Annotated in this window: 18 protein-coding genes; 9 read left to right on the top strand and 9 right to left on the bottom strand. The window is 41.7% G+C overall.

What is annotated here, in order from left to right:
• Positions 1 to 703 precede the first annotated feature (703 nt).
• The 6 genes from L2730_RS11250 to L2730_RS11225 form a co-directional block, all read right to left on the bottom strand.
• Complete coding sequence (locus L2730_RS11250) at positions 704 to 1,972, bottom strand: BatD family protein (RefSeq protein WP_248974686.1); 1,269 nt, start codon at positions 1,970 to 1,972, stop codon at positions 704 to 706.
• Positions 1,969 to 3,513: a VWA domain-containing protein gene (locus tag L2730_RS11245; RefSeq protein WP_248974685.1), complete on the bottom strand. Its 1,545-nt coding sequence runs from the start codon at positions 3,511 to 3,513 to the stop codon at positions 1,969 to 1,971. Before L2730_RS11245 ends, L2730_RS11250 begins: the two co-directional genes overlap by 4 nt.
• Positions 3,506 to 4,501, bottom strand: coding sequence for a VWA domain-containing protein (locus L2730_RS11240; protein ID WP_248974684.1), 996 nt, complete (start codon positions 4,499 to 4,501; stop codon positions 3,506 to 3,508). Before L2730_RS11240 ends, L2730_RS11245 begins: the two co-directional genes overlap by 8 nt.
• The gene (locus L2730_RS11235; protein WP_248974683.1) at positions 4,498 to 5,013 is read right to left on the bottom strand and encodes a DUF4381 domain-containing protein; all 516 of its coding nucleotides are present in this window, start codon (positions 5,011 to 5,013) and stop codon (positions 4,498 to 4,500) included. The genes L2730_RS11240 and L2730_RS11235 overlap by 4 nt, the downstream gene beginning before the upstream one ends.
• Positions 5,010 to 5,864 carry a DUF58 domain-containing protein gene (locus L2730_RS11230; protein ID WP_248974682.1) on the bottom strand — a complete coding sequence of 285 codons (855 nt, stop codon included), beginning with the start codon at positions 5,862 to 5,864 and terminating at the stop codon, positions 5,010 to 5,012. The genes L2730_RS11235 and L2730_RS11230 overlap by 4 nt, the downstream gene beginning before the upstream one ends.
• 79 nt (positions 5,865 to 5,943) lie before the next feature.
• On the bottom strand, positions 5,944 to 6,906 hold the full coding sequence (locus L2730_RS11225; protein ID WP_248974681.1) for an AAA family ATPase: 963 nt from the start codon (positions 6,904 to 6,906) through the stop codon (positions 5,944 to 5,946).
• Positions 6,907 to 7,490: 584 nt separating this feature from the next.
• On the opposite strand from L2730_RS11225, the gene L2730_RS11220 reads away from it, so the two are divergent.
• The 5 genes from L2730_RS11220 to L2730_RS11200 all read left to right on the top strand — a co-directional run bounded on the left by L2730_RS11220 (position 7,491) and on the right by L2730_RS11200 (position 12,690).
• Positions 7,491 to 9,134, top strand: a complete 1,644-nt coding sequence (locus L2730_RS11220) for an arylsulfatase (protein WP_248974680.1) — start codon at positions 7,491 to 7,493, stop codon at positions 9,132 to 9,134.
• 67 nt (positions 9,135 to 9,201) lie between these two features.
• Positions 9,202 to 9,687 (top strand): hypothetical protein, encoded by a 486-nt coding sequence (locus tag L2730_RS11215; protein ID WP_248974679.1) that lies wholly within the window; start codon positions 9,202 to 9,204, stop codon positions 9,685 to 9,687.
• A gap of 214 nt (positions 9,688 to 9,901) precedes the next feature.
• Positions 9,902 to 11,224, top strand: a complete 1,323-nt coding sequence (locus tag L2730_RS11210) for an anaerobic sulfatase maturase (RefSeq protein WP_248974678.1) — start codon at positions 9,902 to 9,904, stop codon at positions 11,222 to 11,224.
• A 31-nt stretch (positions 11,225 to 11,255) separates the two neighbouring features.
• On the top strand, positions 11,256 to 12,224 hold the full coding sequence (locus L2730_RS11205; protein WP_248974677.1) for a tetratricopeptide repeat protein: 969 nt from the start codon (positions 11,256 to 11,258) through the stop codon (positions 12,222 to 12,224).
• Positions 12,225 to 12,276: 52 nt separating this feature from the next.
• Complete coding sequence (locus tag L2730_RS11200) at positions 12,277 to 12,690, top strand: hypothetical protein (protein WP_248974676.1); 414 nt, start codon at positions 12,277 to 12,279, stop codon at positions 12,688 to 12,690.
• 35 nt (positions 12,691 to 12,725) lie between these two features.
• On the opposite strand, the gene L2730_RS11195 is transcribed toward L2730_RS11200, so the two are convergent.
• Complete coding sequence (locus L2730_RS11195; RefSeq protein WP_248974675.1) at positions 12,726 to 13,625, bottom strand: LysR family transcriptional regulator; 900 nt, start codon at positions 13,623 to 13,625, stop codon at positions 12,726 to 12,728.
• Positions 13,626 to 14,051: 426 nt separating this feature from the next.
• Between L2730_RS11195 and rpoH the strand changes: the two genes are divergently transcribed.
• The 3 genes from rpoH (at position 14,052) to L2730_RS11180 (ending at position 18,937) form a co-directional block, all read left to right on the top strand.
• Positions 14,052 to 14,891, top strand: coding sequence for an RNA polymerase sigma factor RpoH (gene rpoH / locus L2730_RS11190; protein WP_248974674.1), 840 nt, complete (start codon positions 14,052 to 14,054; stop codon positions 14,889 to 14,891).
• Positions 14,892 to 15,152: 261 nt separating this feature from the next.
• Complete coding sequence (locus tag L2730_RS11185) at positions 15,153 to 18,329, top strand: NAD(P)-binding protein (protein WP_248974673.1); 3,177 nt, start codon at positions 15,153 to 15,155, stop codon at positions 18,327 to 18,329.
• A 134-nt stretch (positions 18,330 to 18,463) separates the two neighbouring features.
• Complete coding sequence (locus L2730_RS11180; RefSeq protein WP_248974672.1) at positions 18,464 to 18,937, top strand: DUF1801 domain-containing protein; 474 nt, start codon at positions 18,464 to 18,466, stop codon at positions 18,935 to 18,937.
• Positions 18,938 to 19,040: 103 nt separating this feature from the next.
• On the opposite strand, the gene ggt is transcribed toward L2730_RS11180, so the two are convergent.
• Entirely contained in the window at positions 19,041 to 20,792 is a 1,752-nt protein-coding gene (gene ggt / locus L2730_RS11175; protein WP_248974671.1) for a gamma-glutamyltransferase, read from the bottom strand.
• Between the two features lie 180 nt (positions 20,793 to 20,972).
• Between ggt and L2730_RS11170 the strand changes: the two genes are divergently transcribed.
• Positions 20,973 to 22,184, top strand: a complete 1,212-nt coding sequence (locus L2730_RS11170; protein WP_248974670.1) for a GNAT family N-acetyltransferase — start codon at positions 20,973 to 20,975, stop codon at positions 22,182 to 22,184.
• A 45-nt stretch (positions 22,185 to 22,229) separates the two neighbouring features.
• Here L2730_RS11170 and L2730_RS11165 read toward each other — a convergent pair whose 3' ends face one another.
• Entirely contained in the window at positions 22,230 to 22,850 is a 621-nt protein-coding gene (locus L2730_RS11165) for a LysE family translocator (protein ID WP_248974669.1), read from the bottom strand.
• Positions 22,851 to 23,030: the final 180 nt, after the last annotated feature.

Here is a 23,030-nt window from a genome sequence, read left to right as displayed (position 1 = left end):
CTCTACATGAGCCTGTTAGATTTATACATTGATGACACCTTTGGTATAGGTAAAAAGCAGTACTGGTGTTTACTAGTATTGCTTTTACATTTAATGCAAACTGTTAGTCGTCAACAATGTATTAGCTCGTTAATTTCCTCTCTATTTTATCGGTTTACTTTCACTTTTATCCTCCTTTCTAAAAAGTATCGCTGCGTAATCAAACATGTGTGGCCCTACAATAATGATGAACTCTTCAGTGATGAACTTGCTAGAAAGCTTAGGTGTTGTGCCTGAAAACATTCTGCTTGATGATTTCGGTGACTAGTTTCGAAGCTTTAATGATAAAACCGCAGCTATAGTAGCTGCGTTTTTTGTATCTAAAGCTTGAGCACAAAGTGTGGGTCTATAGTCAGGCTCTAAAAAAAGAAGCGCTGTGTAATCAAGCATGTCTGCCCCTACAATAATGATGAACTCTTCAGTGATTAACTTGCTAGAAAGCTTAGGTGTTGAGCCTGAAAACATTCTAGTTGATGATTTCGGTGACTAGTTTCGAAACTTGAATGATAAAAACGCAGCTATATTAGCTGCGTTTTTTGTAATTAGTACTTGAGTCTAAGGCTTAAATTAGAAATGAGTGTTTATAGCTACATTTTAAATGTGTAATAAATAGTCACTCGAGTAAAACGTTTATGTTTCAGTTTACAAATTATCGGGAATGTTTCTACTTTCTTTTACTACATTGCCAATAGAGTCTAATTCGGCGACTTATATTAGGCCAAGGCTTTACGCATCCGTATACGGCTTTTAACATCTCATTGGCTGTTTCTAATGGCTTACCATTGAGATCACGTAACTGAGCCTGTGGCTGTTTGGAGTTGCTATCTAGCTGTTGATAATACAGCGAGATCTGTTTGGCTCTGCTGCCGTTGATCAGTGTTAGTAGATGTCGTTTATAACTGTAGAGTGTAGGCTGCCAATATTTATACAAGAAAAAGATGATTGCCACTAACATAACCACAGCTAAGACTAGCAAAATGCGTTGCCAAGGGATCCCTCCCGCATCGATCTGCTTGCCAACAAGTATTTGTTGTTGTTTGATTTTTTTTACTGGATCCCACCAGTTTATCATTTCACCGCCTAGATTATATTGTCCCGGTTCGTCAATAGAGTAGCTAATATGCTGTGAAATAGTCGCGTAACTATTGCCTCTATTATAATGAGACTCTAGCTCAGGCTCTGAAAGCATAAGGCTAACTCCTGCAGGCACAATGAACTGGGTGGAGGGGATGGTTAACCGTGAGGTCTTACTGGCTTTTATCTGTAGTGTTCTTTCAATAATATCACCTGCGCTTAGCTGTATTTTATTATTGGTTGAATCATAATCATTAAACTTTTTGTCACTATTTGAAATAGACCAGTCATCACTAATTTTCAAATCGTTTGAAACCAAGTAATGCTTGCTATTTCCCATCGCCGAAGGTTGCATCGCTACTAATACAAACCCCTGAATTTTCTTTGTAACAGCAACAGGCTTACCTTCATCATCGGCTACAAATGCTGTAACTCGCATCGGTGGAATTGAATAAACCCCAGGCTGATTGGGATAGATTTGAAAACTCCACCGCTGGCTGCTATATCTTTTCCCGTCGATCATCGTACTACCACTTGCGCGATAGGTTGATTCATTAACCACTAAGGCGTTATCAACCACAGGTAAGTTAAATTCAGCGCTATCGACAAAGTAACTTGGTGTGGCAATTAGTAAATTAACATTCACTTGTTGTCCTGGTGCAACTTTGCTGTTATCAACGCTAAGTTTTACGACTAATGCTTTCGCTTTATCTATTGGAGTCTCAGCAGCTAAAGCGACGTTAGATACGAAAATTAGTATCAAGATCACTGCTAAGCAGTAAGGTAATCTTACCCAGTAATGTCCCTGTTTGTTCGAAATAACTTTTATAACGTATTGAGATAATGATGAAATATTCATTGCATGTCCTCGTTATCTCGATTGAATTCCGATAAAAATTTGAGCCGAATAAACTGACGCGGATCTCGGCTTATATCCCGAAGCCATTGCTCTGTCGCGGCGCTACTTTTTAGAATGTCAGCGGCTTTTAAGGTGGATTTAGGCAACTCTCCTATGACTTTTTTCTTGCTACCATCGGCGATCTCATTGGCATCCTTAGGAGGTGGCTTGCCATTTTTAGAGGGCGGATTAGTGCTCTGATATGATTCGCTTAAACCGTTTATTTTGCTAATTATCTCCTCAACAATCGCTAAGTTATGCTGCGCTCCAGGGTATTTAGGTTGTAAGGTGAGAAGCCCTTTATAGAGCTCTCGAGCTGTTTTGTAGCGGCCGTCTTGGGATGCTGCGTCAGCCATGTTAAAAATGGAGTCAACATCGCCAATTTTAGAAAACTCATTTTGCGCACATTTAAAATCCTCAGTGTAATAGCATGACATTGCTTTCCAATGAGTATCGTCAAAAAGGGCCTTAGCTTGTTGATAATTGCCATTATAGACATAGATCATAGCTTGCTGATCTTTGGTTAATAGCCAATCTATTGGAGAGGCTTTGGCATGTTGAACGGGAGTCAATAGGCAGAAAAGTAACATAAAACTCCAATTAAGGGTCCAACCTTTTCTAAACCACAACAGTATTAATGAGGCCGTGGCTAACAGAAGATAGAAAGACTCATCCTGCCAATTGTTATCATCACTATTGGCTTGTAGGGGCATGTTAGCTACGGTATTGATTAAAGCCATGCTATTACTTGGCAGTCGATCTGCTTGAATGACAGGGATGCCTAGTTCGTCTGCAGTTTGTTTACCCATTTCGGTAAATGCCAAAGCTACGCTGCTAATGTGATTGTCGGCCAATAGTTTCTTTAGAGAACTCACTCCTGTTTGTAACCCGTCTGTCACTAATACCAACCCAGTGCCTTGCTTGTTCAAAGAAGGAGTTGATTTTATTCGTTTTGCCAGTTGTGCGGCATCTCCACCTTCAGTAGGCATCAATTCAGGGCTTAAATATGATAGATACAGTGAGGCCAACTCTACATCGTTAGTTGGGGGTAATAAAATATGTGTGCTACCGCTAACCGCTACAATGCTAATAGGGCGATTAACCCCATGAGTGAACAGTCGGTTAATCAAAAACTGAGCTCGTAAGTTACGATTCGGTGAAACATCTTTTTGCTTCATCGATAGCGATTGATCCATCACGATAATAAGCGGTGAAGTATGATCAGTTTCGGCGTTTTTATGCTGCCAAACAGGTTGTGCTAACGCAATGACGATAAGAACTAATATCATTGTGACCGCTAATAATGGCCCAGTGTTTTTAGTACTATTACTTTTTGTAATCAGTAACGCCATTAAATGAGGAGCGATCGCAGTGCGACTGAAAGCTTTGTTCTTAAGGCGATCTCTTGCGACGCGATAGATAACTAGTGCGGCTATAGGCATTAATAGCCAAAGAAACTGTGGCGAAAGAAAGTGAAAGTCAGTAGCAATTGAATCAAACATGCCTGTGCCTCCTCTGTTTAACTTCTAGCACCGACAACACTGTCCACATACAAAAGTAGAATGATACTAACCCTATTAGTAAGTGCGGATAGAGTAATGTTGTTGGTTGGTAGGTTTGACTACTAAATTGGCTTGGAGCAATTTGATTAACTTCATCTAATACTTGCTCTAACGCGCCTTTACTCGCAGCTATAAATGAATGACCGCCGGTTAAGCTAGAGACCAATTGGAGCGTTTTTATATCGACTCTTTCATCTTTGGCTTGCGTTTTAGGGTCGCCTATTGCGATGGTATAAATCTGTACCCCTTTAGCTTTGGCAACTTTAGCGGCTTCTATCGGCGGTAAGCTACTGGCGGTATCTGCGCCATCAGTGACCAGTAATAGTACTTTTTGTTTCGATGTTGATTTGTCGAATGTACGTAAGCTAAGCCCAATAGCATCTCCAATTGCCGTTGCTGGGCCAGCAATGTCAGTAGTTAATCCAGTTAACATCAATTGCCATGTCGCAATATCTGCGGTGAACGGCACCTGGACGTAAGCACCAGAACCGAAAGCGATTAGCCCTAGTCGATCGCCTTTTCGCTGAGCCGAAAATCTAGTTAGCAGACTTTCCAGAGCATCCCAGCGTTTAATTTTTGAAGCATTTTCACTTGGGAAATCTGCGGTGTTCATTGATTTAGATAAGTCGACAGCGACCATCAGATCACGCGCTGTTTTCTGTATCTCGAAAGATTTCCCTATTATGGCTGGTTGAGCTAAACATAGCACCAAGATTGCCCATGTAACCACTAGCGCAATTTTTTGCATACGTATTGGCTGCATAACTCTGCTAGCTTGGTGGGCTTTCTTTCCTGTAACCCTTAACAGACGGGCAAAGAAGGGAACTCGTATGGCGCGCTCACTTACTTTAAACGCAGGAGCCATAAAGTAAACAGCTAAAGGCAAAGGTAATATGAATAACCAGTAGGGGTTTAATAAAGTGATCATTTTTTTGCCTGCTGATGATGTTTAATCCAGTAGAGCGCAGTGTTGAGTAAGGCTTGATTGCTTACCTTATCGTGCTTCCAAGCTCCTTCTGATTGGAAACTCACTTTAATGAGTTGGCTGGCTAAGTGTGTATCAAACTGATTTTTGCAAACTTGCTGATTTAAAAATGTTGCCCAATCGTCCCCCATTAAGCTAGCGATCGCTTGATCTGGGTATGCATGCATTGCAGTGTGCTTTAACACTAAAGGTATTGAGGCAATCATCAGTTCGTTACTGGTTTTTCCGTAGCGTTTTAGGTCTTTGAGGGCATCACGTCGATAGGCATTTAATTTCCAATTACGGTAGCAACGGTAGACAACATATAGGCTCAATAGAATAAATAGCATTACAATCATTTTTGCTACGGGCGTTTGAGGTAATAATGACACAGGGTGTGGCATTATCATGGGCTGAAAGTCAGTAAGCATATAATTACCGAAGTTTTCAGGCTTTGGGATTGAAAACCAGCTCATTTTCTACCGCCCATCAATAAAGTCGTCAACTGTTTTTGGGATGGTTCAATGGTGTTTAATGTGCCGAAAGGTAGCTGCGTTGCCCGCAGTGCTTGGCGTAAGTTGCATATGCGCTTTGCACTATCTTGTTGAAACTTATCAGCGTCTACAGCATTGTTAGTCAGTTCATACTGTAGATTACCATCTGAAATAGCCAAGCCTTCAGCACGGCGGTAATCTAGCTCAAGCTCATCATTGACGAGCAGCATTATAATATTGTGTTTAACGGCAAGCTGCTTTATAAAAGCAACGTCCGTCGTAGTAAGTCCCTCTCCGTCTGTGATTACCACTAATGTTCCGCTGCGTCCCAAAAGCACACTAGCGTCTGTTAACTGTTTAGTGATTGATGGAGTAGGCTTTAGCGGTGCAGTAAAGTTCTTTAGCTGTTTGTTAGCCGTGGCTAGTTGATTTAAGTAGCTTAATATACCGATAGAGCTTCGATTGGGCATTTGCACTCTGACTTGTTGATCTTCAATGATTAAACCACCAACACGATCACCTCGCTCCAATAGTAGCCATGCCATAAGTGCTGCTATTTCGGCTGCAATAACAGATTTAGTATAAACCTGACTGCCAAATAGCATCGTTGAGCGCTGGTCACATAAAATTATCGCGGGTCTGTCTGTTTCTTCAGTAAAAACCCGCACCAATTTTTTGTCACTGCGAGAGGAGGCCTTCCAGTCAATATCTTTCAAGCTATCGCCAGCGCGATATGAGCGCAGTTCTTCAAAATCGAGTCCTTGACCACGCAATTTAGAACGATTGCGCCCGGCTAATATGCCTGAGGGCTTGAAGGTTGTGCACAACGACATTTTTTTTACTATCTTGCGTAACAGAATCAAATGCTTTTGATCTACAAAAAGTCGATTATCCATGGAACTATCTCAACGTTTAGGCGACGGGAACACGCTTGATGATCTCAGTAACGACATCCTTTGCTGATATACCATCTGCAATAGCGTCATAACTTAAGATAAGTCGGTGCCCCAAGACACTATTGACGACAGCCCTTACATCGTCAGGATCGACATAATCTTTGCCTTTAATAAATGCATGTGTGCGAGCGCATTTTTCCAATGCGATTGTTGCTCTTGGGCTTGCGCCAACTTGAATCCAATTTTTTAGCTCACTGTCTTTAAATTGTTGTGGGAAACGAGTCGTCATCACAATATCGACTATGTACTGTTCAAGACTGTCAGAGGTAGAAACGTTTAAAATCGCTTCACGGGCTTGTAGCAGCAAAGATTGTTCAATTGAAAAGTTCGGTTTTTGTTGGAGGGCTTCACTCTTTACTAAGCGTAAAATATCTAGTTCAGCTTCTCTAATTGGGTAATCGACGGTAATCTTCATTAAGAACCGATCTAACTGGGCTTCAGGCAAAGGGTAAGTCCCTTCTTGTTCTATAGGGTTTTGTGTGGCGAGCACCATAAATAATTCGGGAAGTGGATGTGTTTTTCCGCCGACTGTAACTTGACGCTCTTCCATGGCTTCGAGTAAAGAGGATTGTACTTTTGGCGGGGCACGATTAATCTCGTCAGCAAGTAAAATATTAGTGAAAACAGGGCCTTCTTTAAATACCATTGTTTCAGAACTATCAAGTGTTTCATAGCCTATTACATCACTTGGCATTAAATCGGGTGTGAATTGTACGCGTCCGAGTGAAGCATCCAAACAATTTGACAATGCTCTTACAGAACGGGTTTTTGCGGTTCCTGGCAGCCCCTCAAGTAATACATGCCCTTCGGCAACTAAAGCTATAATAAGTGCATCGACGACATGTTGCTGCCCAACTACTTGTCTGCTTAATGCTAAAGACAATTGCTGTAGCGAATCGGATAATGATAATTTCGACATGTAAATATCTCTATCTTGTGTTTATATAATTAAAAATGCCTATCAAACAGTGAGGGTATGTTTTAATCTATATTTCTAAGGTGTAAATCACTCAGTAATAAAATTAACTTATCTAATGATTTAAGCACTTACGTGAGCACTAAGGTGGTTCATGTTGTTCAACTAAATTTAGTTAATCACTTACTGAATATTTTTTCTTTGCATTTATTAAATAACCTTATAACAATTTCTAGAAGGTTGTTTGCAGGGTATAAGCCTAATGCCAGTTTGTTGGTTAATCAATTGAACCATATTTAAATGTGAATTAAATGTGAGTTAATTAACTATTTTATTCTCTATTGTTTATTGAACATTTGTTTAGCTGAATGAAACTAAATTCACTATTAACCGAGAGTGTTTTTTTCTTCTAAATATTTACATTAATATCCACCTCGAATTGAATTTGGAGTGATTTGTTTTTTAGTTGACTCCACAATAAATAGAACATCGAGATGCCGACAGTAAGTTTATATACAAACATTACTGCCAATTTGCGTAAGAGTAAGGCATCGAGTGTTCACTTAAGTTAATAGAGAGAGATGCACATGAATATTCCGAGTAGAAAAACACTACTTTCAACCGCGATGCTTGCCTTATCAGCATTTTCGTCAATGCATGCTGTTGCAGCTGAAGCTCCAGCGCCGAAATCGAATCAAAAACCTAATATCCTAGTCATGTGGGGCGATGATATAGGTACCTGGAACATCAGCTATTGGAATCGTGGCTTGATGGGGTATGAGACATCAAACATCGACCGTATTGCCAATGAAGGTGTTGCATTCACTGATTACTATGGCGAGCAATCTTGTACTGCTGGTCGAAGTGCGTTTATTACTGGCCAAGATGGATTAAGAACAGGCATGACAAAAGTTGGCCTTCCAGGAGCGCCTCAAGGTATTGCTGATGATGATTTAACCATCGCTGAAGCACTTAAAAACCAAGGCTATATGACGGGGCAATTTGGTAAAAACCATCTTGGTGACCGCGACCGTGACTTACCTACAAACCACGGCTTTGATGAGTTTTATGGTTTCTTATACCACTTAAATGCTATGGAAGAGCCAGAGCATGATTTCTATCCGAAAGATCCAAAGTACCTTGAAAAATATGGTCCACGAGGCGTCATTTCGGCCAAGGCTGATGGTGAGGTAAAGGATACAGGACCGCTAACGGTAGAGCGCATGCGCACTATTGATGACGATGTGACCGCTCATGCCATTAAATTTATGGACAAAGCACAAGCTGCACATAAACCATTCTTTGTGTGGTGGAACTCTTCTAAGATGCACTTCAAGACTCACATAAATCCTAAAGATAGAGGTATTTCAGGACAAGGTTTCTATAATGACGCCATGATGGCTCATGATAGAAATGTAGGAGAACTACTTGATTATCTTGATGATAATAAGTTGAAGGACAATACTATCGTTATGTACGGTACCGATAATGGTCCTCACTTTAATGCGTGGCCAGATGGGGCTATTACGCCTTTCCGAGGCGAGAAAGAGACAAACTGGGAAGGCGCTTATCGCGTTCCTGCATTTGTACGTTGGCCTGCCGGTGATTGGAGCGGTGGTCGAGTGCTAAATGGCATGGTTTCAGGGCTTGATTTCCTTCCGACCCTTACTGCAGCGGCTGGTGATAGCAATATTAAGCAAGACTTGTTGAAAGGCGGTTATAAAGCCAATGGTAAAGAGTTCAAGATCCATCTTGATGGCTTTAACATGAATGATTATTTTGCAGGTCGTACGAAAGAAGATCCTCGTAAGCAGGTCATTGAATATAACGCTGACGCACAAATCGTAGCTATTCGTTATAACCAAGCAGATTATGTTGGCGGTGGTAAAGATCACTCTACTGACTGGAAGGTTGTTTACGGTGAGCAAAGAGCGAAAACGATGGCTCTTTGGGCTGAACCGTTTACCTGGTTGCGTTTACCTAAAATCTTTAACCTAAGACAAGATCCATTTGAGCGTGCCGATCACAACTCGAATAACTATTGGTCTTGGGAGCTTGATAATGTCTTTGTATTTTATAAAGCCAATGAGCTAGTAAAAGAGCACTTAGCGACTTATAAAGACTTTCCACCATCACAGCGCCCGGGTTCATTTACAATGGATGGTGCAAGTGAATCAGTATACAAAAACTTTGGCATAGGAGCTGGTGGTTCAAAAACGGATACTAAATAACCTGTAATAGCAGGAAACTAGAGGATTCTCTAGTTTCTTGCTCATCATCCTTAAATAGGTACTCCTTATGTTTAAACACCTTATATTGGCGACTTTGTGCATTGCTCCTTTTGTCCAAGCGGGCAGTGCCCCTCAAACATTATCTATGCATGGAGCTGACGTTTCGGCTGTCCGAACCGAGAACGTCGCAGTTTCAGTCCAGCACTCTTCCGACGTGCAAAGTGCGGTGTTGGAAAATATTAATCGCTTTAATGGCTATGAGCAAACAGCTGGACAAGTTTCTCGCAGTCTATCAAGTCAGAATATGCAGCAGGCAAGTGAGCAAGATAAGTCCAACGTTTATAGTAATAGCATGCCTGTACACAACTTACCTAAAGTTAGCGTCGAGTCGGACAAGCAGCTTAACGATATTGTACCTGCAAAGACTGCAGCAATGTCCGCTAGCTCTAGTGGCGTTAGCCGCAATCAGTTCGATGCGATATCGGTGTTATTAACTAGCACTGGTTTCAGTAGTGAGCAAAAAATTAAGTTGATACAGGTTCTAAGCCGATAAACTCTATCAGTAAGGTGTAGCCTCTGACTAATCGATAGAACCAAGAAGAAATTCAGCTGACGATACTTGGCAATATCTCGGTATCTAGTTGAATCACTCTTAGTTGGTGCCAATTAAATACCATTCAATCCATATTTTACTTGAGTTGATTGTTCAAAAATTAACTAGCAATTATCATCTCTCCCATCAAATTAACAGACAGATGAAGATCCTTATGAGTAGCAACAATACAGTTCTAAAAGCAGGTCCACAGTTTAATGGTAAAGCCTCAAAACGCATGCATGTAATGGCAAAGCCTATCGGCGCTTCATGTAACCTTGACTGTGATTACTGCTACTACTTAAGCAAAGAAGATCTGTTGGAATATAAGAAGGGATGCTCACCGCAATTAAGTGACCATGATCTTGAAGTATTTATTCGCAGCTATATCGAAGGACAAAATACACCGGAGATTATATTTTCATGGCAAGGCGGCGAAGCGACAATGCTAGGGATCCCTTATTTTGAAAAAATTGTAGAATTACAGAAAAAATATAAACCTGAAGGCGTTATTATTTCAAATGATCTACAAACTAATGGCATACTTATAAGTGATAAGTGGTGCGAGTTTTTAAAGAATAACAACTTCCTTGTTGGGTTAAGTATTGATGGTCCAGAGTTAATCCATAATAGTTATCGTACTACTAAATCTGGAAAAGGTTCATTTAGACAAGTCATGCGAGCAGTTGAATTACTGCATAAACATCAGGTTAAATTTGCGACGTTGACCTGTGTCAATAACATAACCAGTCATAATGCTTTAACGGTATATCGTTTTTTACGTGATGAAGTTAAGTCGCCACAGATGCAATTTATTCCTATTGTTGAACCTAAGACGTTTCGCTCTACGGCTCCTCATACATGGGCGAGCGATGAACGATTAATACAAGGCGATGCTAGGTTAAATCCGGCCCATAAAGAGTCGATAGTTGAGTCATTTTGTGTCGCAGATGACGCATGGGGCAACTTCCTGATTACAGTATTTGATGAATGGATTCAAAATGATGTAGGGACTGTCTTCGTTCAATACTTCGAAGCCTTTTTAGAGACTTGGGCTGGCAGAAGAAATCCATTATGTACACTGGGGGAAATGTGTGGCAAAGGCTTAGCAATGGAGCCTAATGGCGACGTTTTTAGCTGTGATCATTATGTTTATCCCGAATACAAGATTGGCAATATAAACGATAAAACACTTGAATCAATGGCTTACTCTAGTCAGCAGCAGCAGTTTGGGGTATCAAAAACCAAGTCATTGCCAAGCCAATGCCAGCGCTGTGAATATCAATTTGCTTGTTTTGGTGAGTGTCCTAAAAACCGCTTCATTCGTACCAAAGATGGTGAAGATGGGCTTAATTATTTATGCGCAGGTTGGAAGAAGTTTTATACCCATGCAGATGCGGGGCTGGCGTATATTCTACGTACACTTAACTACCCGGTAGCTCGCGGTAAATACAGTGACCGAGAATTAATTAACAAGCAATTGCAAGCCAGAGCATAACGGGTGATTGATGATGAAAAAGCAGATCATAATGGCTGTTTCAATGCTGCTAGTGTCATTTGGCACTCAAGCTAATGCAGAAGAACCGCCGACAAATTATCGGCCTAATGTCGAAGAGCCTGCCTACATTGCTCAGGATAAAGCACGGACAGTCGATGAAAGGGTAATTGCACTTGAGTCTTTACGAACGCGACCTTCAAAAAATGGTTTGGTGGCTGTAGCTAGAGCTTTGAAGGAAGACAACCCTCAAATAAAGCAAGCTGCTATTATCGGTAGCACTGGTTTTTCTATTGCATTGCGCTGGAAAATGCTTACTCCTTTATTGGCTGATTCAAATACGGCGACTAGCAACGAAGCACTATTTAATTTGTTATCGGGTGGGCAAGAGTTTACCGCTGAACAAAAAGAGATTATCAGGCCTTACTTAGCTGGACTTGAACAATATTTGTTAGAGGACAACACATCATATGCACGATTTAGGCTGGCAAGGTTTTATCAGTTAACCGCAGATAACAAAAAAGCAATTTCGTTGTTTAAGCAATTAACGTTGGAGGTACCCACCAATCAAGCTGTATGGGTCAGTTATGCAGAGGTGTATCATAAACAAGGTAAAGATAAAGCTAGCTTGGATATTTTGAATGCAGGACTAAAGAGTAATCCTAACTCGTCACAGTTGCATTATGCCAAAGGACTGGCTTTGGTGAGAGACAAAGAGAAACGGCTGGCACTGGAACAGATAAAAGTCGCGGCCATACTCGCTGAGTCAAATAGTTACTATTGGTATTTGTACGGAGTAATGCAAAAAGAGTTCGATATTGCCGCATCAGTGCCTTTGTTTGAGCAGGCGTATCAGTTGTCTGGTGCTCCAGAACAAATGTATGCACTGTGCGAAGTGTATTTAGAAACTGACAATATAAATGCAAATGCTTGTTTGGCTGAACTCAAAAAGGTGGCGCCTAAAAATGCTATTGAACAATTATTACAGAAGTTAAAGTCGTGAGTTTGTTTGATATACAAATTTACCGCAGTGCTATTTAAAGAATGGGAATAACATGAACATTAGACTCAAACGTGCATCGATGAAACTGCTGCTATGCATTGTTAGTATACTACTGGCAAATAGTGCCTTCGCTGACGTTGGAATGATCACAGCCACTAAGGCCGAGCTATCCGCTGTTAGTTCTGTAAACTCTGCTTACTATGATGCTTTTAAGAACAAAGCGGATGAAAACTGGGTTTACCAGCTCATGGATGAAAATTTACTAGCGCCGAAGTGCTATACCTCTAAAACAGAGTCTTTTGCTGTCGGTGATAGGTATGAGCATAAAAATATACAGATGCAATGTATTCAGATTGGAAAATCGACTCGAATATTTTGGCCTGTACGCTGGGTACAGCATTGCGAACAAGTCAATCCTAATTTTGGAATGTGTGCGATGGATAATATTCAAAACGAACGCAAATAGTTTGCTAGCTTATCTGAGTTCAACCTATATCTAAGTTAGCGAAGTGCTGCTGTAGTTTCAATGAGCGCTTCTCTAAGCCATTTATTCCCGCCGTCATGTCGCTGCGAGTGATGCCACGTCATATAAATGGGGACTTTTTTAGATGCAAAGGGCAGAGGGAATATATTCAGATCTAACGCATCACACATTTTGTTTGCATGCCAGCTACTCGTTACGCAAATCCAGTCAGTTTGCGATGCCATCACTAATGCAGTACTAAGTGAGCCTGTGGCATAAGCGACTTTTCGATGGGGTATATCTTCATCAGCTAATGAGCTAAGAACGTAATTATCGAGCGTTTTTGTAGACCAGAGGAGATGATATTCATTAAAAAAGTCTGTGAGGGTTAACTTGTCTTGGATTCGCGGGTGGTGCTTACTGACAGCGACAACCAATTGCTGTTCGAATAAGAACTGATTATGGTAACCATGATCTTCTAATAGTGCAGTTGCAAGAATAAGGTCTACCTTACGGTGGCGTAAGTCATCTTGTCTTTCATGATAATATTGATGCTCCACATCGGCCTTAATCATGATGTTTGGTGCATGTTTTCGTTTATAATCCACAATTGGAGGAACAACGATAAGATCTATATCTTTGTGACTGGAAATACGGAAAGTTCGTTGACTGGTTAATGGGTCGAAATCTTGCCGGGATATGGCACCATTAAGCAGCAATGATAATGGTTCTTGGATCTCTACATGTAACTCTATGGCAAAATTTGTCGGCGCTATTCCGCGGCCTTGTCGGATAAAAAGCGGATCTTGATATTGGTCTCTAAGGCGGTTTAACGCATGACTCACTGCGGGAGCCGTGATCCCCAAAATATCAGCTGCATCATTAACACTTTCACTCTTCATTACTGCATCAAACGTCTTTAATAAATTTAAATCCATACTCTTCTCTTTTCCTATCTGCTCTTGAACAGATTATAGTTTGTTGTTGAATAAAGCTATCTGTCTTTGCTCCAGTGTCAAAACCAAAATCTTTTATGTTATCAGAGTTAGATAATACCAATGATTAAGGTCTATGTTTACGCTTTATCACTACAGTTTATCTTATTGGTACTTGTTTCTTTCCTATGTTTTAATGCTTTATTATCAATAGTTTGATTTATTGTTGTTACAGTTTTAGCAATTGATTATGTTTAGTTTATGTATCGATTTATAACAAGACTAGAATTCCTCACCATGTTCAATACGGCAAGGCTTAATCACTACTTACTTGTCAATACTTTTACTCTCTATTCATGTTTCTCGTGTCAGTCATATTGTTAAACCGAGCATGAAATGGTTAAAAATTTATTTATGGAAGGTTTTAATATGTCAGCATCTAATTCATCAAGCGTAGAAAGTTATATCCAATTTGCTCGCAGTATTCCGCGTTTAGACGCTGAAGCGGAACGGGAGCTTGCAAAGCGTTATAGTGAAACGGGCGGAAAGTATTATTTAGATAAATTGAGCACTTCTCTACTCGGCTTCGTGCTTCACATTGCAAAAGGGTTTAAGGGTTACGGCCTACCCTTTGAAGATCTTATTCAGGAGGGAAATATTGGTTTGCTTAAAGCAGTCAAAAAATTTGATTACCACGCAGGTGTGCGTTTATCGACCTTTTCAGTTCATTGGATAAAAGCCGAGATCTGTGAGTATGTATTAAAGAACTGGCGATTGGTTAAAGTTGCTACCACCAAAGATCAACGCAAACTGTTTTTTAATCTTCGTAGTCACAAAACCCATCAGGGTTGGTTTAGTAAGCAAGAGGCAATCGCACTTGCTGAAAAGCTAGATATACCAGTCGACACCGTTGAAGAGATGGAGGCTAGAATGGCTGCACGTGATGACAATTTTGATGCAACACTTAATGAAGATGGAGAAGAGGGCGCTCAAAAATCTTTTGTCGTCGATGAATCGTCAGAACTTGCTGAGAATATTGAACAAGCGCAATGGCAGCAGCATAATAAATCCAAGCTGATGCGCACGCTTACAACGTTGAATGAACGCAGTCGTAATATTGTTCATTCTCGCTGGCTTGCCAATAAAAAAAGCACTCTTACAGAGTTGTCTGAGACTTATGCCGTGTCAGCTGAAAGAATACGTCAGCTAGAAAAGGAAGCATTTGCAGCCATTAAGCAAGCAGATGAAAAACTAATGCAGTATCACTAGCCTTAAGTAGCCAAACTGTTTTAACTATATAGATGAGGCGGCAATTGTGATTAATGATTGCTGCCTCGCTAATATCGCGCTTAAAAGTGCGACCCTAGTGTTTTTTTACTCATGTTCAATGCGTTAAGGAGATACTTACAAGCATTCAACGTTGTTATTTATTGGTAAATAAATTAGCTTACTGGGAAGTTTGTTTTCTAAAAAGCCCGAGCAGAAAAGTACGGGCGAAATCACTACTCTTTACCAGCAAGGATCTAGGCAATGGACGCTCAACGCCCTAATTTCATCTATCCCCCCGGCTCAATGTTAATGCACTCGCCACTCATTTTAAGTAAAGCTGATATGTACGGCTTTTTTATGAAAGGAAAAATGGCCAACCTACAGTGCTCTATTGATAAGTGCCTTAATCAAGTGGCAGGCAGTGCGATGTACTTTAAAGTGCTCTCGCCTTATGTGTTAACCAGTTTTACTCGAGTGGATAAAGCTTATTCTGAATTCCCTGAAGATAGAGAAAAGGGCTGGATCCAAGAAACAGACATTGTTACTTGGGTGATGGTAGGCCGCCAAAATAGTAGTGACAGTGATGATATCAGCCACGTCTATTTTCATCCGCTGCATATTTTTGTTAATGACGCCATGGCACTCATCAATGGACGCGAGTTGTTCGGTTACCCTAAGTACATGTGTGAATACGAGATGCCTGAAGTTGGAGAGCCGCTAACTAAGCTCAGCCTTTCTGCTAAGAGTTTTAAGCATTTCTCACAAGATAGTGAATTGGCAATGCATCCGTTATTAAGTGTTGACTGCGAAGCCGCTGAAGAACATCAGCTCTCAACTATAGAGGCAATAGGACAGACTTGGGATCTATTTAAAGCGCAGACTGACTTTATTCCAGAACTCGATAAATTGGGCGAGCAACAGTTATTTAGTTTGTTATTTAAACCTGCCATAGACCAGGTATTTTTAAAGCAACTGCCTGACAGTGCTGGCGATAAAGCCGTTTACCAAGCAATTACAGCAGCGCCGGCTAAAGTCAATAAAGTACACTCTATTTCTTTACTAGAAAATGATTTGCTGGCGACTGTGTTTGATAATGCCTCCTTTTCATTTAAAGAGTCGTTAGGCGTTGAACTGGGTGAACAAAATGTATTGCTGCCTTACCACGTTAACTTTGACTTTGAAGTTCCACAAGGTGAAGTATTAGTTGATAACTCAACCATAAAGAAAGAAAAAATCGCTATTTTAGGTGGCGGTGTGGCGGCAATGACAGCTGCGGCGTGCTTAACCGAGCAGCCTGGTTGGCAGAACCGCTATGAAATTGATGTCTATCAGATGGGCTGGCGAATTGGCGGTAAAGGTGCCAGTGGACGTAATGCTGAAAAAGGTCAACGTATTGAAGAGCATGGCCTGCATATCTGGTTTGGTTTTTACCAAAATGCTTTTAATTTGATGCGTAAGGCTTATGAAGAACTTGATAGGCCCGCTGGTACGCCGTTAGCCACTTTCTTAGATGCCTTTAAACCACATAATTTTATTGTATTGCAAGAGGATGTTGGCGGCGACTCAGACAGTTGGCCAATTCAGTTTCCAGAGCGCAGTGGGATCCCAGGAGATAGCACTGAAGTATTAACGCTTTGGAAAGTCGTCAAGGCAGCCTTTAGCTGGATCCGTCATTGGCTAACTGAGATGGATGACTTGCTTGATGCCCTGGAAGATGAAGACACCGCTAAGACGCAAGAGTCAGCCAGACCGGTTCACTGGTTTAGCCGTGAATGGTTTGAAGAACTAAATGACAAAATAGAAGACTCGATAGATGATGCTAAAGAGAGCTTGTCGTCACTGGCCGATAAACTTGAATGTCATTTTAATCAAATGATTGGCCGAGATTGTAAAGCGCATCATCATGATACTGAAGATGAGGGCGGCTTTGTTGAATCTGCAGTGGATGCATTTAGGTCACGCTTAGAAGAGCGTTTTGTTGATAAATTAGAGAATAATGATGAACTGCGTAGATTATATATTGCAGCAGATCTGGGTTTAACCATCTTAAAAGGCATGTTCGTTGATGATGTATTTAAGCATGGCTTTGATGTTATTAACGATTATGACTACCGCGAGTGGTTAACTAAGCATGGTGCGAATCAAACCTTTACTGTCGATTCTGCGCCAGTTCGTGGTTTTTACGATCTGGTGTTTGCCTATGAAAAAGGCAATTTCGATAATCCTAACTTGGAAGCTGGTACCATTATCCGTTCAATGATGCGGATTGCACTGTGCTACCAAGGCGGGGTGATGTGGGAGATGCAGGCTGGCATGGGCGATACCGTCTTTACGCCTTATTATGAAGTGCTTAAACGTCGTGGGGTTAATTTTCACTTCTTTAATCAGGTCGATAACCTAGAGTGTGTTAACCACAGTATTCAGGCGATAGAAATCACTGAGCAAGTGGCATTAAAACAGGGTGTTGAATCATACTCGCCACTTGTTGATGTTAAGGGGCTTGATTGTTGGCCAAGCCAACCTAAACTCGAAGAACTCGATGAAACGCAAGCGCAATTGATTAAGCAACATGATGTTAATTTGGAGCATTTCTGGAGTAATTGGCAGGAGGTTTATCAGGCCCATTATGGACAGCCATTGCCTAAAAAGCGGCTAGTAAAGGGTAAAGATTTTGACAAGGTGATATTTGGTTTGTCTATTGGTTCAGTACCTCATGTGGCTAAAGAGGTCATGGAGCAAAGTGAAGTCTTAAGCAAAAGTGTTGAGAAAGTAAAAACGGTTGCCACGCAAGCTTATCAATTGTGGCTGGATCAAGATTTAGCGGGCATGGGCTGGCCTTTAAGACCTGATAATGGCGAAGAGCCTGTACTGTCTGGTTTTACTGAACCGTTTGATACTTGGGCGTCGTTAACGCATTTGATTAAGATGGAAGACTGGCAGGGCGCTCAACCAAAAAATGCCAGCTATTTTTGCTCTGCACTACCTGTTGAGCATTACCCGCCAGCGTCTGAAACTGGTTTCCAAGCTCATAAAACATCAATAACAAAAGCGGGTGCCATAGGGCAGTTAGATAACCAAATCTATAAGCTTTGGGATAATGTACCTGCTCCAGGCAGCCAATCAGCAGTGACAACTGGCGGATTCCCTTGGCAGTGGCTTCATGATGAAAACGATGCGACTGGAGTCGCTAGATTTGATAGCCAATACTGGCGCGCTAATGTTGATCCTTCTGAGCGTTATGTAATGTCAGTAAAGGGCAGTACTCAATACCGAGTCGATACCGATGGTACCGGTATTGATAACCTGTTTGTGACTGGTGATTGGATTAAAACCGGTATTAATGCCAGCTGCGTTGAAGCGGCAACTATGGCGGGAATGCAAACATCTCGAGCGATATGTGGCTACCCTGAAGTCATTAAAGGTGAAAAAGACTTTTAGTCTGTTATTACTAGTAAAACTCCATATAAAGGGCAGGGCGTATGCTTTGCCCTTTTTATTACACTGTTAATGTTTGCAGCTACACTATTTAAAAAGATTGCCATTGCTATGGTTATTAACAGAGAGGGGGAAAGATGGCCGCAAGCGTTGATACTGCCAAGAAAAAGGTTCAATCTGTAACAAGGTCAGTGAGTCAAACATTGAAGACACAACCTACCAGTGCGGACGCCTCTTTATTTTTAAAACAGAAACTTTCAGGGAATAAGCTTGAAGATTGCCAAGCACTGCAGCAATTGTTTTCTACTGTAACCAAACAACCTGCTGTCATGTGGGGTAGCATCATAGGTTTTGGCCAATATCACTACCGCTATGCTTCTGGTCGTGAAGGAGATTGGCCGATAACGGGTTTTGCAGCAAGAAAAAATGATATCACCATATACCTTATGAATGGTTTTGGTGATTACCAAGAGATTCTACCTAAGCTTGGTAAACATAAAACCGGTAAGTCATGTTTATATATAAAGCGGTTAAGTGATGTAGATTTAGCGGTATTGACTGAATTGATCAGCGACTCAATTGCCAAAATGAAAAAACGTTACCCAGAATGAGCTTAGTTGGTAAGGTTTTCTTCCATTCAAAAAATGCGCTTCCATTAATGATGAAAGCGCACTGTTGCTAAAGCTTATCTGTTAATCGGTGCTAGTCGTTAATCTAGTAACCTATGGTCGCACTGCCTGCTCGACGTGGATCTGATGAGCCAAATATACCTTGTTCAGTCACCATGATTGATTGTGTCGATCCCATAGAGTTATTGACCTTTATCTTATGGCCTTTCTCCTCCAACAGCTGACGAGTATCGATGTTTAGCGTATGTTCCACCCGTAAGACATCAGGCAACCATTGATGGTGAACTCGAGCAGCATTGGTCGCTTCAGCGATGTTAAAGTCATGGTCAATCACGTTCATAATAACTTGCAAGGTCGTGGTGATAATGCGAGAACCACCAGGACTACCAGTAACGATATACGGTTTACCGTCTTTCATTACGATAGTCGGGCTCATGGAACTCAACGGTCGTTTTCTGCCCTCAACAGCATTAGCCTCACCACCGATTAAGCCAAAGCCGTTGGGCACTCCAGGTTTTGCGGAAAAGTCATCCATTTCATTGTTAAGTAATATGCCAGTGCCTTTGGCAACTAGGCCTGAACCATAGCTAAAATTAAGGGTATAAGTATTGGATACCGCATTGCCCCATTTATCCACCACAGAATAATGGGTAGTTTGGTTACTTTCATAGGGCGCGAGTTTGCCGGGTTTAATTTCGCTGCTAGGTGTAGCCCTATTCATGACAATTTTTTTCGAGAGTGTTTTGGCGTACTCTTTATTGGTCAAAGCATCAACCGGCACATTAACAAAGTCAGGATCGCCCAAATACTCACTGCGATCTGCATAGGCCCGCTTCATTGATTCTGTCATTAGGTGCAAAGTGGCAGCGCTGTTGTGGCCAAGTTTTCCTATCGGATATTGCTCTAATATATTGAGCATCTCGATAATATGGATACCACCTGATGATGGTGGCGGCATAGAAACGACTTGATAGCCGCGATAATTACCCGATACAGGCTCTCTTTCAATAGCTTGATATTGTTTTAAATCATCAAGCGTCATTATGCCTCCGGCGGCTTTAACAGCTGCGACGATTTTTTCGGCCGTTTCACCTTGATAAAATCCTTTGCTACCCTGTTTTGCGATTAGCGACAAGGAATTCGCTAATTCTGGTTGTTTTAAGATTTCACCGCTTTGGTAGTCAGTGTTATTTTTTTTGTAGAAAATCTCTCTAGAGCTTGGCCATTGGGCAATTCGTCTCTTTAACCCTGATAGTGAAGAAGCTAAATCAGGGGTAACGACTATGCCATTTTTAGCCAAATCGATTGCAGTTTTAGTGACCTGAGCCATGGTCATCGTGCCGTACTGCTTTAGTGCGAGCTCCATCCCCATCACTGTCCCTGGCACCCCGACTGCCAGACCGTGTTCACGGCTAAGTTTTTTTACTGCATTTCCTTTTTCATCTAGAAAAATGTCTTTGTGCGCCTTAGCTGGAGCCATTTCTCGGTAATCGATTGCAACAGTCTTATTTTGCTCAGCCAGATGCACTAACATAAAACCGCCGCCACCAATGTTACCAGCTCTTGGCAAGGTGACCGCTAGACTAAAACCTACTGCGACTGCAGCATCAACAGCATTACCGCCTTGCTTAAGTATTGCTACCCCCGCCTGGGTTGCTAATGCTTCTTGGCTGGCAACCATACCGTGTTCTGCCCAAACTGGGTGCGCGGTGGCCATATGGCTGTAGATAGAAGTCTCGGCGGCACTCACCGATAGCGGTGCGCTGGCGGTTAGTGTTAGAGTCGTGAGGGGAATTGCCATTGTAATGGCAAATGCTAAGGCCTTAAACGAGCGCATTTTCAATCCTTTGTTTATTGTCTGTAGAGGTTGATTTTCTTGGGGGAAACCCCATTCAACTCTTAAATTAGACTAGCAATGTGCCGCTTATCGGGTATAAATGCAATAGCGATAGATTAATCATCTATATTGGTGGTTAGTATTGAAAGAGCCTAAACATAACGGGAGTGATAAAAGAGTTTGGATAAGCAACAAGCCAAAGAAAGCACAGACCTAAATAATGATTTTCAGCTCAGGGCTGAATTTGTTGAGAGTATTGATGCGGTCAGTCCTAAAACTTGGGACCGATTAATGGATGATAACAATCCATTTAATAATCATGCTTATTTGGCTGCATTGGAGCGCAGTGGGTGTGTTTGCCAGCGTACAGGCTGGAAACCATTGCATCTTGTTGTGTACCACCTAACCGACATTGTCGCTGTGATGCCCTTGTATATAAAAAGTCATTCCTATGGTGAATATATCTTTGACTGGGCCTGGGCTGAAGCGTACGAAAGACATCAAATCCCCTATTATCCAAAGCTTGTCTCAGCCATTCCATTTACCCCTGTTACGGGCAAGCGGATTGGCATCGCGGCTGATATGCCTCAGCAAATTGTTTACGATGCTATTACCCAGGTGCTTGGTGATATTTCGATAGAAAACGGTTTCTCTAGCTGGCACTGTTTATTCCTCCCTAAAGCACAGTTCAGCAGTATGTCTCAAGCACATACCGCTGAGAATGCATGTTTAACAAGGCTGAGTACTCAGTTTCACTGGCACAATAGAGACTATAAGGATTTTGATGGTTTTTTAATGTCATTGACCTCGCGTAAACGTAAAGACATCAATAAAGAGCGTGGCAAACTAGCGCCACATAAGTTGAGCTTTGAGTTCGTTGCAGCCAGTGATACGACAGCAGAAATGTGGCAAAGTTTCTACGCCTGTTATAGGCAAACTTATGCGAAACGATCTGGACATGCTGGTTACTTAAATTTTGACTTTTTTGAATCTTTGTCTCAAACCATGCCTGACAATGTATTGTTGTTATTAGTGCGTGACAAGGACAATGAAATCATCGCAACAGCACTTTATTTTAGGTCTAAAACTCATCTTTATGGTCGCTACTGGGGGAGCTTGGTCGATATCGACGGCTTGCACTTTGAAGCTTGTTACTATCAAGGCATTGATTATTGCATCACTGAGAAACTACAAGTGTTTGACGCTGGCGCGCAAGGTGAGCATAAGGTGGCGCGAGGATTTGAACCTATCGCCACTTACTCAACTCATGAGATCACGCATCCAGAATTTCGCAGTGCTATTGAAAGCTTTACTCTGCAAGAGGCTGACAACATTAAGAGCTATATGCAACAACTCACTAGCAAGTTGCCTTATCGACAAGCCGCTGATTAAGCCATTAGCAAAGGTTTGTCGTTTGCAATACAGCGCGTTGATTGTTCAACCCAGTGCCAACCAAAAACCGACGCCTATCATTAATGAGCCGGCAATGCGGTTCATCCATTTGATATTATCGCCGCGACTCAAGAATACCCGTAGGCTTTTACCACCAGTGGCATAAGCCATCATACTGGTAAATTCAGTAAACATAATGATGGATAAAAGTGCCAATAACTGCGGCGCAACTTCCCGTTCAACGTTTATAAATGGTGGTAATAGAGACACCATAAACGCCCAGCCTTTAGGGTTGGCAATGGCGGTCATAAAGCCTTGAGTCATTAACTCTAAATTGCCGACACTTGGCGCTGTTTGGCCCTCAACTAAAGCCATCTTACCTTTTGAGCGCCACATATTGATGCCGATATAGGTCAGATAAGCGCCACCAACCCATTTAAGTACTGCAAAAGCCTCTGGGTAGTTCAGCATTATACTGGCAACGCCCATAACGGCCGCTACAGCCACCAGAGCAACACCGACAAGTTCCCCGGCCATCATCCACATAGTACGGCGCACGCCAATACTCATTCCCAGTGTCATTGCTAGCGTCATGCACATACCTGGGGTAATAGAGACAAAAAAGAAGGTCGGTAGAAATACGGCGAGTAGTGCAATATCGGGCATGAGGCGGCAACTCTCTTAAGTTAAAGTACTGAGGGCAGTCTTGAGACTGAGCGCCATTGTAGAGAAGATAACAGCAGTTGCAAATCGAAATTTAGTGAACGTTAGCTATAAAAAAACCAGCTTAGTCATTTGATAGACTTAAGCTGGTTTACTCTGCGAGAAAAGCAGTTTACAAAGCTA

The organism is Shewanella kaireitica, from assembly GCF_023284045.1.
GTDB classification, from domain to species: domain Bacteria; phylum Pseudomonadota; class Gammaproteobacteria; order Enterobacterales; family Shewanellaceae; genus Shewanella; species Shewanella kaireitica.
Note: the sequence above shows the minus strand (reverse complement) of the source record. Positions and strands in the feature narration are given on the sequence as shown.

Excerpts from the sequence above, each read along its gene's own strand:
- L2730_RS11250 (WP_248974686.1), bottom strand. The coding sequence starts at position 1,972 with ATGAATATTTCATCATTATCTCAATACGTTATAAAAGTTATTTCGAAC.
- L2730_RS11245 (WP_248974685.1), bottom strand. The coding sequence starts at position 3,513 with ATGTTTGATTCAATTGCTACTGACTTTCACTTTCTTTCGCCACAGTTT.
- L2730_RS11240 (WP_248974684.1), bottom strand. The coding sequence starts at position 4,501 with ATGATCACTTTATTAAACCCCTACTGGTTATTCATATTACCTTTGCCT.
- L2730_RS11235 (WP_248974683.1), bottom strand. The coding sequence starts at position 5,013 with ATGAGCTGGTTTTCAATCCCAAAGCCTGAAAACTTCGGTAATTATATG.
- L2730_RS11230 (WP_248974682.1), bottom strand. The coding sequence starts at position 5,864 with ATGTCGTTGTGCACAACCTTCAAGCCCTCAGGCATATTAGCCGGGCGC.
- L2730_RS11225 (WP_248974681.1), bottom strand. The coding sequence starts at position 6,906 with ATGTCGAAATTATCATTATCCGATTCGCTACAGCAATTGTCTTTAGCA.
- L2730_RS11220 (WP_248974680.1), top strand. The coding sequence starts at position 7,491 with ATGAATATTCCGAGTAGAAAAACACTACTTTCAACCGCGATGCTTGCC.
- L2730_RS11215 (WP_248974679.1), top strand. The coding sequence starts at position 9,202 with ATGTTTAAACACCTTATATTGGCGACTTTGTGCATTGCTCCTTTTGTC.
- L2730_RS11210 (WP_248974678.1), top strand. The coding sequence starts at position 9,902 with ATGAGTAGCAACAATACAGTTCTAAAAGCAGGTCCACAGTTTAATGGT.
- L2730_RS11205 (WP_248974677.1), top strand. The coding sequence starts at position 11,256 with ATGGCTGTTTCAATGCTGCTAGTGTCATTTGGCACTCAAGCTAATGCA.
- L2730_RS11200 (WP_248974676.1), top strand. The coding sequence starts at position 12,277 with ATGAACATTAGACTCAAACGTGCATCGATGAAACTGCTGCTATGCATT.
- L2730_RS11195 (WP_248974675.1), bottom strand. The coding sequence starts at position 13,625 with ATGGATTTAAATTTATTAAAGACGTTTGATGCAGTAATGAAGAGTGAA.
- rpoH (WP_248974674.1), top strand. The coding sequence starts at position 14,052 with ATGTCAGCATCTAATTCATCAAGCGTAGAAAGTTATATCCAATTTGCT.
- L2730_RS11185 (WP_248974673.1), top strand. The coding sequence starts at position 15,153 with ATGGACGCTCAACGCCCTAATTTCATCTATCCCCCCGGCTCAATGTTA.
- L2730_RS11180 (WP_248974672.1), top strand. The coding sequence starts at position 18,464 with ATGGCCGCAAGCGTTGATACTGCCAAGAAAAAGGTTCAATCTGTAACA.
- ggt (WP_248974671.1), bottom strand. The coding sequence starts at position 20,792 with ATGCGCTCGTTTAAGGCCTTAGCATTTGCCATTACAATGGCAATTCCC.
- L2730_RS11165 (WP_248974669.1), bottom strand. The coding sequence starts at position 22,850 with ATGCCCGATATTGCACTACTCGCCGTATTTCTACCGACCTTCTTTTTT.